Origin of the sequence: Ectopseudomonas alcaliphila (assembly GCF_900101755.1) — a bacterium.
GTDB classification, from domain to species: Bacteria; Pseudomonadota; Gammaproteobacteria; order Pseudomonadales; family Pseudomonadaceae; genus Aquipseudomonas; species Aquipseudomonas alcaliphila.
Genome location: NZ_FNAE01000004.1, coordinates 12,488 through 26,568 on the forward strand (window position 1 = coordinate 12,488; position 14,081 = coordinate 26,568).

The 14,081-nt window shown below is 66.9% G+C and carries 13 protein-coding genes; 12 read left to right on the forward strand and 1 reads right to left on the reverse strand.

The genetic code is table 11. The features are described from left to right. Positions 1-57 precede the first annotated feature (57 nt). Positions 58-1,926, forward strand: a complete 1,869-nt coding sequence (locus tag BLR77_RS14520) for a feruloyl-CoA synthase (protein WP_074678964.1) — start codon at positions 58-60, stop codon at positions 1,924-1,926. Next, positions 1,923-3,155 carry a thiolase family protein gene (locus BLR77_RS14525; RefSeq protein WP_074678966.1) on the forward strand — a complete coding sequence of 411 codons (1,233 nt, stop codon included), beginning with the start codon at positions 1,923-1,925 and terminating at the stop codon, positions 3,153-3,155. The genes BLR77_RS14520 and BLR77_RS14525 overlap by 4 nt, the downstream gene beginning before the upstream one ends. Positions 3,156-3,555: 400 nt before the next feature. Here BLR77_RS14525 and pobA read toward each other — a convergent pair whose 3' ends face one another. After that, complete coding sequence (gene pobA / locus BLR77_RS14530; RefSeq protein ID WP_074678968.1) at positions 3,556-4,740, reverse strand: 4-hydroxybenzoate 3-monooxygenase; 1,185 nt, start codon at positions 4,738-4,740, stop codon at positions 3,556-3,558. Positions 4,741-4,863: 123 nt separating this feature from the next. Here pobA and BLR77_RS14535 point away from each other — a divergent pair, with 123 nt between their 5' ends. The 10 genes from BLR77_RS14535 (at position 4,864) to pcaF (ending at position 14,036) form a co-directional block, all read left to right on the forward strand. Then, positions 4,864-5,721, forward strand: a complete 858-nt coding sequence (locus BLR77_RS14535; protein WP_074678970.1) for a helix-turn-helix domain-containing protein — start codon at positions 4,864-4,866, stop codon at positions 5,719-5,721. Further along, complete coding sequence (pcaQ, locus tag BLR77_RS14540; protein WP_074678972.1) at positions 5,718-6,650, forward strand: pca operon transcription factor PcaQ; 933 nt, start codon at positions 5,718-5,720, stop codon at positions 6,648-6,650. Before BLR77_RS14535 ends, pcaQ begins: the two co-directional genes overlap by 4 nt. Positions 6,651-6,766: 116 nt before the next feature. Next, positions 6,767-7,486 carry a protocatechuate 3,4-dioxygenase subunit beta gene (pcaH, locus tag BLR77_RS14545; protein WP_074678974.1) on the forward strand — a complete coding sequence of 240 codons (720 nt, stop codon included), beginning with the start codon at positions 6,767-6,769 and terminating at the stop codon, positions 7,484-7,486. An 11-nt stretch (positions 7,487-7,497) separates the two neighbouring features. Then, positions 7,498-8,106, forward strand: coding sequence for a protocatechuate 3,4-dioxygenase subunit alpha (gene pcaG, locus BLR77_RS14550; RefSeq protein WP_074678976.1), 609 nt, complete (start codon positions 7,498-7,500; stop codon positions 8,104-8,106). Then, positions 8,096-9,115, forward strand: coding sequence for a cell division protein ZapE (gene zapE / locus BLR77_RS14555; protein ID WP_074678978.1), 1,020 nt, complete (start codon positions 8,096-8,098; stop codon positions 9,113-9,115). Before pcaG ends, zapE begins: the two co-directional genes overlap by 11 nt. Further along, a complete protein-coding gene (locus BLR77_RS14560; protein ID WP_024767626.1) occupies positions 9,109-10,059 on the forward strand; it encodes an AEC family transporter in 951 nt (316 codons plus the stop codon). Before zapE ends, BLR77_RS14560 begins: the two co-directional genes overlap by 7 nt. Before the next feature lie 164 nt (positions 10,060-10,223). Further along, a complete protein-coding gene (locus BLR77_RS14565) occupies positions 10,224-11,069 on the forward strand; it encodes an IclR family transcriptional regulator (protein ID WP_055987375.1) in 846 nt (281 codons plus the stop codon). Between the two features lie 134 nt (positions 11,070-11,203). Continuing rightward, positions 11,204-12,052, forward strand: coding sequence for a CoA transferase subunit A (locus BLR77_RS14570; protein ID WP_024767627.1), 849 nt, complete (start codon positions 11,204-11,206; stop codon positions 12,050-12,052). Beyond that, complete coding sequence (locus BLR77_RS14575; protein WP_074678980.1) at positions 12,052-12,834, forward strand: CoA-transferase subunit beta; 783 nt, start codon at positions 12,052-12,054, stop codon at positions 12,832-12,834. Before BLR77_RS14570 ends, BLR77_RS14575 begins: the two co-directional genes overlap by 1 nt. Continuing rightward, a complete protein-coding gene (gene pcaF, locus BLR77_RS14580) occupies positions 12,831-14,036 on the forward strand; it encodes a 3-oxoadipyl-CoA thiolase (RefSeq protein ID WP_074678982.1) in 1,206 nt (401 codons plus the stop codon). The genes BLR77_RS14575 and pcaF overlap by 4 nt, the downstream gene beginning before the upstream one ends. The last annotated feature ends 45 nt before the right edge of the window (positions 14,037-14,081 follow it).

The following is a 14,081-nucleotide window of genomic DNA, read 5'->3' on the forward strand; positions in this document are numbered from 1 at the left end:
GGGCCGATGCCCGGCGTCGCGCCGTGCCCGAGCGGGTACGGCCGGAGGTGATAACAAGTGAACAACGAATCCTCCCTGCAGCCCTTCGCCCGGTATCGCCCGGTCGCCCTGGGCACGCCGGACGTGCACATCGAGGAGCGCACCGGCAGCGTCTATCTCAAGTCCCGCGAAACCCTGGCGGCGTTACCGCCACGTCTGCTCGAGCGCCTGCTGCACTGGGCCGAGGTGCGCGGCGAGCAGACCTTCGTCGCTCGCCGTGGCAGCGATGGGCAGTGGCAGCGCATCAGCTACCGCGAGATGCTGGCGCGCGTGCGCTGCATCGCCGCGCACCTGCTCGATCACGACCTGAGCCCGGAACGTCCGCTGGTGATCCTCTCCGGCAACGACCTGGAGCACCTGCAACTGGCCTTGGCCGCGATGTACATCGGCGTGCCGTACTGCCCGGTGTCGCCGGCCTATTCCACCGTGGCCCGCGACTACGCCAAGCTGCAGCACATCTTCGACCTGTTGCGCCCCGGCCTGGTGATGGCCGCCGATGGCGCGGCCTTCAGCCGTGCCATCGAGGCGGTGGTGCCGGCCGAGGTACCCCTGCTGCTGGTGCGGGGTGAGGTGGCGGGACGCCATGCGCAGCGTTTTGACGCGCTGCTGAAACCTCGCGACCTGGACGCCGCCGATGCCGCCTTCGCCCGCACTGGCCCGGACAGCATCGCCAAGTTCCTCTTCACCAGCGGCTCGACCAAACTGCCCAAGGCGGTGGTGACCACCCAGCGCATGCTTTGCGCCAACCAGCAGATGCTGCTGCAGACCTTCCCGGTGTTCGGCGAGGAGCCGCCGGTGCTGGTGGACTGGCTGCCGTGGAACCACACCTTCGGCGGCAGTCACAACGTCGGCATCGTCCTCTACAACGGCGGCAGCCTGTACCTCGACGATGGCCGGCCGACGCCGCAACTGTTCGGCGAAACCCTGCGCAACCTCAAGGACATCTCGCCCACCGCCTACCTCACCGTGCCCAAGGGCTGGGAGGAGCTGGTGAGCGCGCTGGAGCAGGACGGCGAGCTGCGCGAGCGTTTCTTCGCGCGCATGAAGCTGTTCTTCTTCGCCGGTGCCGGGCTCAGCCAGCCAGTCTGGGATCGCCTCGATCGGGTCGCCGAGCAACATTGCGGCGAGCGTATTCGCATGATGGCCGGCCTGGGCATGACCGAGACGGCACCGTCCTGCACCTTCACCACCGGGCCGCTGTCGGTGGCCGGCTACGTCGGCCTGCCGGCGCCAGGCTGCGAGGTCAAGCTGGCGCCGGTGGACGGCAAGCTGGAAGGGCGCTTCCGCGGCCCGCATGTAATGCCCGGCTACTGGCGTCAAACAGAACTCAACGGCGAGGCCTTCGACGAGGAGGGCTTCTACCGCTCCGGCGACGCCCTGCGCTTCGCCGACGCGGCCAACCCGCACTGGGGGCTGATGTTCGACGGGCGCATCGCCGAGGACTTCAAGCTCAGCACTGGCGTGTTCGTCAGTGTCGGGCCGCTACGCACCCGGGTCATCCTGCAGGGCGCGCCCTACGTGCAGGATGTGGTGGTGACCGGACCGGACCGCCAGCGCATCGGCCTGCTGGTGTTCCCCAGCCTGCCGGCCTGCCGCGCGCTGGCCGGGCTGCCGGCCGAGGCCAGTGTCGTAGCGGTGTTGGCGGCCGAGCCCGTACGCCAGTGGCTGGCCGGGCTACTGGAAGAACTCAACCGCGAAGCCACCGGGCTGGCCTCGCACATCGCCTGGGCCTGTCTGATGAGCGAGGCGCCGAGCCTGGACGCCGGCGAAATCACCGACAAGGGCTCGCTCAACCAGCGTGCGGTGCTCAGCCGCCGCGCCGAGCTGATCGAACGTCTGTATGCCGACCCGGCCGCGCACTGCGTGCTGGCGCAGGATCGGCCGTGAAGGGCCAGTTCGAGGCCTTCGAGCATGTGGCGCTGCTGGCCGCCGCGCGTACGCCCTGGATCGACTACTGCGGGCCGTTGGCCCAGGTATCGCCCATCGACCTCGGCATCCATGTCGCCCGCGCCGTGCTGGCGCGGGCCGGCATAGGCGGCGAGCAGGTCGACAGCGTGCTGGCCGGCAGCATGGCCCAGGCCAGTTTCGACGCCTACATGCTGCCGCGGCATATCGGCCTCTACGCCGGTGTGCCGATCGAGGTGCCGGCGCTGGCGGTGCAGCGCATCTGCGGCACCGGCCTGGAACTGCTGCGCCAGGCCGGCAACCAGCTCGAACGCGGCAGTGCTAGTCTGGCGCTGTGCGTGGCGGCCGAATCCATGTCACGCAACCCCATCGCCAGCTACGAGCACCGGGGTGGCTTTCGCCTCGGCGCGCCGGTGGGCTTCAAGGATTTTCTCTGGGAGGCGCTGCTTGACCCGGCCATCGCCCAGACCATGATCGACACCGCGCAGAACCTCGCTAAGCGCCATGGTCTGCGCCGTGAGGAGGTGGACGCGGTTGCCCTGGGCAGCTTCGAGAAGGCGCTGGCGGCGCAGGCCGAGGGCTGGTTCGAGGCCGAGATTGCGCCGGTTGCCAGTGCCTGCTTCGAGCTGCCGGGCTACCAGCCTCGTCACCTCAGCTTGCCGCGCAAGGTCACCCACCTGGACCGCGACAGCCATCCCCGGCAGACCAGCCTGGAGGCCCTGGCAGCACTGTTGCCGGTCAGCCCCGGCTCGGTGCAGACCGCTGGCAATAGCTGCGCGCTGGTCGATGGCGCCGCCGCCGTGCTGGTGGGTGATGCCCGCACCGTTGACGCGCCGCTGGCCCTGCTGCGTGCCAGTGCGGTGGTCGGCGTGCCGCCGGAATTCATGGGCATCGGCCCGGCTCCGGCCATCCGCCTGTTGCTCAATGGCACCGGCCTGACGCTGGACGCCATCGACAGCCTGGAGATCAACGAGGCCCAGGGCGCACAGATCCTGGCGGTGCAGCGCGAGCTGGAACTCGATCCGCTGCGGCTCAACCGTCATGGCGCCGCCATCGCCCTCGGCCACCCGCTGGCTGCCACCGGCCTGCGCCTGGCGCACAGTGTCGCCCGGCAGCTGGCGGCGCGCGGTGCCCGCTATGGCATCGCCGCCGCCTGCATCGGCGGCGGGCAGGGTATGGCGCTGTTGCTGGAAAATCCGGCTGGTCGGTGAGGTATTACTGCGCCGTGAGCGCGCTAGCTTGTCGCGGCTGAAGCCCCTCCCACAGGCAGAGCCAGCCTCCTGTGGAAGGGGCCTTGGCCGCGACGCTTGCCGATTTTATGCACGAATTTGTGCCTACCAGTGCGCTCGAATAGTGGCTCGGGGCGTTTAGTTGCGCGCCTGTGGGTGGGCATTGATGGGGGGCAAATGTGCTGTGCCAGTTCATATCGCGGCTGAAGCCGCTCCTACAAACACAACACATCTTCTGTGGGAGGGGCTTTAGCCGCGACCTGATGTGCAGAGTCATTCAGACAAAACAATGCCCATCTCCCGTAGGAGCGGCTTCAGCCGCGATGGCCGCGGTGCAACTGATGGAGGAGGGCGGTGGATCGACGATCCACCGCCTTCGCCATCATTCCACGGCTTCGTAGGGCAGGCCGACGTAGTTCTCGGCGATGGTGCGGCGCCCGGCTTCGGAACCGACGAAGTAGTCCAGCTCGGTCTGCTGCATGCGCTGGCTGAAGGCATCGGTGTCGGGGAAGCGGTGCAGCATCGAGGTCATCCACCAGGAGAAACGCTCGGCCTTCCAGATACGCCGCAGGCAGATATCCGAGTACTTCTCCAGCAACTCCGTACGGCCTTGCTGATGCACTTTGAGCAGGATGCGATACAGCGTGTTGACGTCGCTGGCGGCCAGGTTCAGGCCCTTGGCGCCGGTGGGCGGGACGATGTGCGCGGCGTCGCCGACGAGGAACAGGCGGCCGTACTGCATCGGCTCGACGACGAAGCTGCGCAGCGGCGCGATGCTCTTCTCGATGGACGGGCCGGTGACCAGCCTGGCAGCGGTCTGCGCGGGCAGGCGGCGCTTGAGCTCGTCCCAGAAGCGCTCGTCCGACCAGTCCTCGACCTTCTCCTCGCTGCTGACCTGCACGTAGTAACGGGTACGTGTCGGCGAGCGCATGCTGCACAGGGCAAAGCCGCGTTCGTGGTTGGCGTAGATCAGCTCTTCGTTGACCGGCGGCGTATCGGCCAGCACACCGAGCCAGCCGAAGGGGTAGACCCGCTCGAATTCCTTGAGCACGCCGGCGGGGATGGACTGGCGCGATACGCCGTGGAAACCGTCGCAGCCGGCGATCTGCTGGCAGTCCAGGCGAATGCGCTGGCCCTGGTGGGTGAAGGTGACATGGGGCTGTTCGCCCTTGAGCTCGTGCAGCTCGACCTCGCTGGCGTTGTAGAAGCTCGGTGCGCCGCAGGCCACGCGGGCCTCCATCAGGTCACGGGTGACCTCGGTCTGGCCGTAGACCATGACCGTCTTGCCGCCGGTCAGGCCGCGCAGGTCGATGCGTTCCAGGCGGCCGTCGAAGGCCAGCTCGAAGCCGTCGTGGACCAGGCCTTCGCGCTCCATGCGGGCGCTGACGCCGGCTTCGCGCAGCAGGTCGACCATGCCCTGTTCGAGCACGCCGGCGCGGATGCGGCCGAGCACGTAGTCCGGGCTCTGGCGTTCGATGATGACGTTGTCGATGCCGGCCTTGTGCAGCAACTGGCCGAGCAGGAGGCCGGACGGGCCGGCGCCGATGATTGCGACTTGGGTTTTCATTGTTGTTGTCCCTGGGTGACTGCCGTGTGCAAGACACGGATGTAGGAAGCAGCATTTTTGATGGATAGATGAAGCGTATGAAGGCACTATCTGCTTGGTTGCTTGGACATTTCGAGGATTCTCATGGCCGCTCAGGTACCGGTGTTCAAGCTCTATGGCGAGGATCGTGCCTGGCCGACGCCGGACCTGATCCACTGCGAGTCGATCGCCGAGCGCAGCCGCCTGCATGGCTGGGAGATCCGCGCCCACCTGCACAGCGACCTGCTGCAGGTGCTGTATATCCAGAGCGGACATGCCGAGGTGGAGATCGACGGCCAGGCACGGGTGCTCGATGAAGCGGCGGTGCAGGTGGTGCCGGCGCTTTGCGTGCATGCCTTCCGCTTTTCCGAGGACATCCAGGGCCATGTGCTGACCCTGGCGCAGCCACTGGTCGAGCATCTGGGCGCGGCCCTGGAGCGACCGCCGCTGAGCCGGGCGGTTTGCTACCTGGCCGAGGCGCATCGGGACAGTCTGGACATGCTGTTCGGCACCCTGGCCCGCGAATACGGCCAGCACCAGGTCGGTCGTGAGCTGATGCTGCAGTCGTTGATAAGCGCGCTGCTGGTCTGGCTGGCGCGCCGTGCACTGGCCGGTGTCCATGCCGAGGCGCAGCTCAGTGATCGGGGGCGCATGCACCTGCGGCGCTTCCAGGCCCTGGTCGAGCAGCATTACCGCAGCCACCGCCCGCTGGACTGGTACGCGTCGCAACTGGGCCTGAGCGTCGCCCATCTCAACAGCCTGTGCCGACGCCTGGCCGGGCAGTCCGGCCTGCAGTTGATCCACCAGCGTCTGTTGCTCGAGGCCAAGCGCAACCTGGTGTACACCTCCATGACCATTGCCCAGGTGGCCGATAGCCTCGGCTTTTCCGAGGCGGCGTACTTCTCGCGCTTCTTCAGGCGCGGTACGGGCGTTGCCCCCAAGGATTTCCGGAGCCAGCGATGAACATCGACACCCGCATCAAATTCCGCCACCTATTGTGCTTTCTCGAAATCGCCCGCCAGCGCAGTTTCGCCAAGGCCGCCGATGCGCTGGCCGTCAGCCAGCCGGCGATTTCCAAGACGCTCAAGGAACTGGAGGAGATCCTCGCCGCCAGTCTGTTCGAACGCGGCAAGCAAGGCGTGACGCTGACGGCCGCCGGCGTGGCCTTCATGCGTTACGCCGGGCCTTGCGTGCAGGCGCTGCGCGATGGGGTGAGCAGCCTGCGCGAAGGTGAGCACGAGGCCGGCCAGGTGCGTGTCGGCGTGCTGTCCACCGTCGAGAGCCTGCTGATTCCCGAGGTGGTGCGGCGGCTGCATCAGCGTCACTCGGCGCTGGTGGTCAGCGTTGCCACCGGGCCGGGCGCCTACCTGCTCGGTCAGCTGCGCGTCGGCGAGCTGGACCTGGTGGTCGGGCGCATGACCGACAGTCCGGACATCCAGGGCCTGACCTTCGAGCACCTGTACAGCGAATCGATGAGCCTGGTGGTGCGCCCCGGTCACCCGCTGCTGGCCGCCGGCGCCGCCGCGCTGGGACAGCTTGGCGATTACCCACTGGTGCTGCCGACGGCCGGCACCACCATCCGCAAGCATGCCGACAGCCTGTTCGTGCAGTGTGGGGTGACGCCCTCGCGGCAGCGCCTGGAGACCCTGTCGCCGGCGCTCAGTCGGCGCTACGTGCTGTCCGGCGATGCGCTGTGGGTGGCGCCGCAGGACGCGGTGTGTCTGGACGTGCAGCGTGGCGAGCTGGTCGAGCTGCAGCTGGGTGTGCAGGAACCGGGCGGCTCGGTGGGCATCTGCCGCAACAGCGCGCTGGCCCTGCCGCTGGCCGCCGAGCAGTTCTGCGCGGTGCTGCGTGAGGTGGCCGAAGCCTACCGCGAAGGGCTTTTTTCATAACCATTTGGTTATGGATAGGCGGCGTCTTTTCAATATTCCCCGCGTCTGCTTTGTCGGAAACTGTGTTTCAGCCTGATCCCAGGTCGACTCCACAATACTCACAACAGGAGCGCACCATGCCTGCCGAGGACAACCGCCGTTTCGTCATTCGTGACCGCAACTGGCACCCCAAAGCCCTGACGCCCGATTACAAGACCTCCATCGCCCGTTCGCCGCGCCAGGCGCTGGTGAGCATTCCGCAGTCGATCTCCGAGACCACCGGCCCGGACTTCTCGCACCTGAAGTTCGCCGAGCACGACAACGACCTGCTGCTCAACTTCAACAACGGTGGCCTGCCCATCGGTGAGCGCATCATCGTTTCCGGCCGGGTGATGGATCAGTACGGCAAGCCGATCCCGCATACCCTGGTGGAGATGTGGCAGGCCAACGCCGGTGGCCGCTACCGGCACAAGAACGACCGCTACCTGGCGCCGCTCGACCCCAATTTCGGCGGTGTCGGCCGGGCGCTGACCGACAGCGAAGGGCGCTATATCTTCCGCACCATCAAGCCCGGCCCCTATCCGTGGCGCAACAACCCCAACGACTGGCGCCCGGCGCACATCCACTTCTCGCTCAATGGCCCGTCGATCTCCACGCGTCTGATCACCCAGCTGTATTTCGAGGGTGATCCGCTGATTCCGCTGTGCCCGATCGTCAAGTCCATCGCCAACCCGGAGGCGGTACAGACGCTGATCGCCAAGCTCGACATGAGCACGGCCAACCCGATGGATTGCCTGGCCTACCGCTTCGATATCGTCCTGCGCGGCCAGCGCCAAACCCACTTTGAGAATCGCTGAGGAGGATGACCATGCCTGTTGAATTGCTGCCGGAAACCCCCTCGCAAACCGCTGGCCCCTACGTGCACATCGGCCTGGCCCTGGCCGCTGCCGGCAACCCGACCCGCGAGCAGGAAATCTGGAACCAGATGGCGGGGCCCGACGCGCCCGGCGAACACATCCTGCTGGTTGGCCACGTCTATGACGGCAACGGCCACCTGGTGCGTGATGCTTTCCTCGAGCTGTGGCAGGCCGACCACCTGGGTCAGTACGACGAGGAGTACGACCAGTCCAAGCCGTTCAACGGTTTCGGTCGTACCGCCACCACCTTCGATGCCGGTAGCGAGTGGACCGCCTCCACGGTCAAGCCGGGCGTGGTGAGCAATGCCGCCGGTGTGCCAATGGCGCCGCACGTCAACGTCGCGCTGTTCGCCCGAGGGATCAACATTCACCTCAACACCCGCCTGTACTTCGAGGACGAGGCCGAGGCCAACGCCAGGGATCCGGTGCTCAATCTGATCGAGCAGCCGCAGCGCCGCGAGACGCTGATCGCCAAGCGCTGCGAAGTCGATGGCAAGCCGGCCTACCGCTTCGACATCCGCATTCAGGGTGAAGGCGAGACCGTGTTCTTTGACTTCTGAGTTGGCCGCGCAGGCCGCTCGCCTGATCGAGGCGCGCGGCCTGCAACTGGATGAGGCCCAGGCGCGCATGTTGGCGTGCCTGGGCGACTGGCTGCAGGCGCGCCTGCGGCCACCTGCCTGGCTGCGTCGGCCCGCAGCCGGCGCCTACCTGTGGGGCGGCGTCGGGCGTGGCAAGAGCCTGCTGCTCGATGCCCTGTTCCAGGTTGCCCCGCTAGCGAAACGCCGCCTGCACGTGCACGCACTGCTGCAGGACGTGCAACGACGCCTGCTGGCGCATGCCGGCCAGGCCGATCCCCTGGCGCGGGTGGCTGACGAACTGGCGGCCGAGGCGCGGCTGTTGTTCGTCGATGAATTTCATGTGCATGACATCGGTGATGCGATCCTCCTCGGTCGTTTGTTAAAGCCGCTGTTCGAGCGCGATTGCATCCTGCTCTTGAGCTCCAACTACGCGCCGCCGGCGCTGTGCCCGAATCCGCTCTATCACAGTCGCTTCAAGCCCTTTGCCGAAGTGCTGCAGCGTCGCTGCCTGGTGCTGCAGATGGAGGCCGGCGCCGATTACCGCTGCCTGAGTGCGCAACCCTGGGGGCGCTATCTGCAGCAGCCGGCGAGCCAGTTGCGCAGGCAGCTGGGCCATCTGCCCAGCGTCGCTCACTTGCCCTTGCAAAGGCGCAGCCTGACCCTGCGCGGTATGGACTCACGCACCCTGTGGCTGGATTTTTCCGCACTGTGCCAGCAACCGCTGGCGAGCAGCGACTACCTGCAACTGACCGAGCGTTTCGCCCACTTCGTGATCGGCGAGCTGCCGGCGCTGGCGCAGTGCTCGCTGGACGTGCAGCAACGCCTGATCAACTTCGTCGACATCGCCTACGACAGCGGTCGCGAGCTCTGGCTGCAGAGCGAGCATGATCTGGCGACGCTGTGCGCCAACGTCGCCCACGGCGATTTCGTACGCACCCGCTCGCGCCTTGCGCAGTTGCGCGTGGACGGTCCGGAGCGCCTGGCATGCTGACGGTGCTGGGGATCACCGCGCCGATCTTCATCCTCATCGGCCTGGGTTTCGTCTCGGCGCGCATCGCCCTGGTCAACCGCGAGCAGATTCGTGGCCTCGGCGCCTTCGTGATCAATTTCGCTCTGCCGGCGCTGGTGCTGCGTGCGCTGGTCGAGCGGCGCCTCGACGAGGTGCTCAATTGGCCTTATCTGGCCGCTTACGCGCTGGCATCGCTGAGCCTGTTCACCGCCGGTTTCGCCGTGGCGCGCTGGTTGCGTGGGCAAGGGCAGTCGGCCAGCGCTATCCTGGCCATGGGCATGTCGGTGTCCAACAGCGGTTTCATTGGCTATCCGATTGCGGTGATGGTGCTCGGCCAGACCGCGGCGGTGGCCATGGCCCTGGGCATGCTGGTGGAGAACCTGCTGCTGATCCCATTGGCGCTGGCTCTGGCCGAAGCCGGCACGCAGCGTGGCAGCGGCGGCTGGGCGCTGCTGCGCGAGACCGGCCTGCGCCTGGCGCGCAACCCGCTGATCATTGCCATCGCCCTCGGCCTGCTGCTGTCGCTGCTGCAGATTCGCCTGCCGGCCGTGCCGTTTCGGGTGGTGGACATGCTCGCCGACGCCTCGGCGCCGGTAGCGCTGTTCGTCATCGGCGGCAGCCTGTACGGGCTGAAGCTGGGCGGTATGGGCGGCGACCTGGTGCAGACCGCGCTGGGCAAGCTGATCCTCCATCCGCTGGCGCTGCTGGTGGCTTTCCTGCTGCTGCCCGGGGTAGAGCCGCAATTGATGGTGGCCGGGCTGCTGTTCGCCAGCGCGCCAATGATGAGCATCTACCCCATCCTCGGCCAGCGTTTCGGCCTCGAACAGCGCTGCGCCGCCGCTCTGGTTGCGGCCACGGTGCTGGCCTTCTTCAGCATCAGTGGCCTGCTGGCGCTGTTGCGTTGGCAGGGTTTGCTGCCGGGCTGAGGCTGGCTACGAACTGCGGGAGGCGCTTCAGCGGCGAGAATCATCGACAGCGGTCGCGGCTGAAGCCCCTCCCACAGGGGAGCGCTCATCGTTGGGCACTATTTGCGATTACCGCACCGTGGTTCGATAATCGCCAGGCACTGTCGACCGCCCCCGGAGGTTCCATGAGCGATACCCGTCCGCCCCTGTCCAGTCTGGCGCCGCCGCCCTACGTTTCGCCTGCCAAGCGCATCGAGGAGTTCGCTGGCGATCCCAATTTCATGACCTCCCTGGCTCGCGGCCTGGCAGTGATCAACGCCTTCCAGGAGCGCAAGCGCCACCTGACCATCGCGCAGATCAGCCACCGTACCGAGATTCCCCGCGCGGCGGTGCGCCGCTGCCTCTACAGCCTGATGAAGCTGGGCTACGTCACCACCGACGGGCGTACCTATTCGCTGTTGCCCAAGGTGCTGACCCTGGGCCACGCCTACCTGTCGTCGACGCCGTTGGCGGTGTCCGCCCAGCCCTACCTCGACCGCCTCAGCGAGCAACTGCACGAGGCCTGCAACCTGGCCACCCTGGAGGGCGAGCAGGTGCTGTATATCGCCCGATCGGCGATTCCGCAGCGGCTGATCTCGGTGGACCTCAGCGTCGGCAGCCGCCTGCCGGCCTACTGCACCTCCATGGGCCGCATCCTGCTGGCTGCGCTGGACGACGATCAGTTGCAGGACTACCTGGCCCACGCCGAGCTGCAACCCAAGACCAGCCGCACCCTGCACACCCCCGAGGCGCTATGGGAGTGCCTGCAGCGCGTGCGTCACCAGGGCTGGTGCATCGTCGACCAGGAGCTGGAGCAGGGCCTGCGTTCGCTGGCGGTGCCGGTGTACGACTCCGCCGGCCACGTGCTGGCGGCGATGAACGTCAGCACCCACGCCGGCCGCGTGCCGGTCAGCGAGCTGGAGAAGCGCTATTTGCCGCTAATGCTCAGCGCCAGCCGCGAGCTGAGTAGCCAGTTGTTTCGGCCCGCTTAGACGGGTTTGAAATTTGTTCGATAATCGCCCGGTAAGGCGATTATCGGATTGTTCTCCTCCAGGCTGCAGCCTAAGGTTTAGCCACCTGCCATCTTGTCTCCGATGGCATCTGCAACCCAAGCGAGAACAACACGATGGCCGACATCATCACCCTGGGCGAAGCCATTTCGCGCCACGTCAACGACGGCGACTGCGTCGCTCTTGAAGGCTTCACCCACCTGATTCCCACTGCCGCTTCCCACGAGCTGATCCGTCAGGGCAAGAAAGACCTGCACTTGGTGCGCATGACCCCGGACCTGGTCTACGACCTGTTGATCGGCGCCGGTTGCGCGCGCAAGCTGACCTTCTCCTGGGGCGGCAACCCCGGTGTCGGCTCGCTGCATCGCCTGCGCGATGCGGTCGAGAAGCAGTGGCCGAACGCCCTGGAAATCGACGAGCACAGCCACGCCGACCTGGCCAACTCCTACGTCGCCGGTGCCTCCGGCCTGCCGTTTGCCCTGCTGCGCGCCTATGCCGGCTCCGACCTGCCGAAGGTCAACCCGAACATCAAGTTCATCGACTGCCCCTTTACCGGCGAGAAGCTGGCGGCCACCCCGGCGGTGCGCCCGGACGTCACCGTGATCCACGCGCAGAAGGCCGACCGCAAGGGCAACGTGCTGCTGTGGGGCATCCTCGGCGTGCAGAAGGAAGCGGCCCTGGCGGCCAAGCGCTGCATCGTCACCGTGGAAGAAATCGTCGATGACCTGAACGCGCCGATGAACGCCTGCGTGCTGCCAAGCTGGGCGCTGACCGCCGTTTGCCACGTGCCTGGCGGCGCCCATCCGTCCTACGCCCACGGCTACTACGAGCGCGACAACCGCTTCTACCAGGCCTGGGACCCGATTGCCCGCGACCGCGAAACCTTCAGCGCCTGGATCGACGAATACATCCGTGGCACCGCCGATTTTGCGGCCTTCCAGAAAAAGATTGCGGAGGCCAAGTGATGAGCGCCTACAGCACCAATGAAATGATGACCGTCGCCGCTGCCCGTCGCCTGAAGAACGGCGCCGTTTGCTTCGTCGGCATCGGCCTGCCGTCCAAGGCCGCCAACCTGGCGCGCCTGACCTCCTCGCCGGACGTGGTACTGATCTACGAATCTGGCCCCATTGGCGCCAAGCCCAGCGTGCTGCCGTTGTCGATCGGCGACGGTGAGCTGGCCGAAACCGCCGACACTGTGGTGCCCACTGGTGAGATCTTCCGCTACTGGCTGCAGGGTGGGCGCATCGACGTCGGCTTTCTCGGCGCGGCCCAGGTCGACAAGTTCGGCAATATCAACACCACGGTGATCGGCGATTACCACAACCCGAAAGTGCGCCTGCCCGGCGCCGGCGGCGCGCCGGAGATCGCAGGCTCCGCCAAGGAAGTGCTGATCATCCTCAAGCAGTCGCACCGCACCTTTGTCGACAAGCTGGCCTTTATCACCTCGGTCGGTTTCGGCGAGGGTGGCGACCACCGCCAGCAGCTCGGCCTGCCTGGTAAGGGGCCGGTGGGTATCATCACCGACCTGTGCATCATGGAGCCGGAAGCCGGCAGCAACGAGTTCGTGGTCACTGCGCTGCACCCGGGGGTGACCCGCGAGCAGGTGGTCGAGAACACCGGCTGGGCCATCCGTTTCGCTGACAACCTGGTCGTGACCGAAGCGCCGAACGCCCATGAGCTTGAGGCACTGCGCGCCCTGGAAGCGCGCACCGCTGCCGCCCATGGCCAGGCCGGGGGTGAGGAATGAGCCGCGACGTCTTTATCTGCGACGCCATCCGCACGCCCATTGGCCGCTTCGGCGGCGGCCTGGCGCCGGTGCGCGCCGACGACCTGGCGGCGGTGCCGCTGAAAGCGCTGATCGAGCGCAACCCGCAGCTGGATCTGGCCGCCATCGACGAAGTCTTCATGGGCTGCGCCAATCAGGCCGGTGAGGACAACCGCAACGTCGCGCGCATGGCCCTGCTGCTGGCCGGCATTCCCGACAGCGTGCCGGGCGTGACCCTCAACCGCCTCTGCGCCTCGGGCATGGATGCGGTGGGCAGCGCCTTTCGCGCCATCGCCAGCGGCGAGATGGAGCTGGCCATCGCCGGTGGCGTGGAGTCCATGTCCCGCGCGCCCTACGTGATGGGCAAGGCCGACAGCGCCTTTGGCCGCGGCCAGAAGATCGAGGACACCACCATCGGCTGGCGCTTTATCAACCCGCTGATGAAGGCGCAGTACGGCGTCGATGCCATGCCGCAGACCGCCGACAACGTCGCCGACGACTATCAGGTCAGCCGCGCCGACCAGGATCTGTTCGCCCTGCGCAGCCAGCAGCGCGCCGCGCGGGCCCAGGCCGAAGGCTTCTTCGCCGAAGAGATCGTGCCGGTGGTGATCAAGGGCAAGAAGGGCGAGACGGTAGTCGACACCGACGAGCATCCGCGCGCTGACACCACTCTGGAAGCGCTGAGCAAGCTCAAACCGGTCAACGGCGAGGGCAAGACGGTCACCGCCGGCAACGCCTCGGGCGTCAACGATGGCGCTGTGGCGTTGGTCCTGGCCAGTGCCGAAGCGGTGAAGAAATATGGCCTGACTCCGCGTGCCAAGGTACTCGGTATGGCCAGCGCCGGTGTGGCGCCGCGGGTCATGGGCATCGGTCCGGTACCGGCGGTGCGCAAGCTGCTGGAGCGGCTTAACCTGGGCATCGACCAGTTCGACGTGATCGAGCTCAACGAAGCCTTTGCCGCCCAGGGCCTTGCGGTGATGCGCGAGCTGGGCCTGGCCGACGACAGCGACAAGGTCAACCCGAATGGCGGCGCCATCGCCCTCGGCCACCCGCTGGGTGCCAGTGGTGCGCGCCTGGTGCAGACCGCGCTGCATCAGCTGGAGAAGTCCGGCGGCAAGCTGGGTTTGGCGACCATGTGCGTGGGCGTTGGCCAGGGTTTGGCGCTGGCCATCGAGCGGGTGTGACGCGCGTAGCTCGTAGGGTGGGCCGGGCGGCGATCCGTTTTAGCC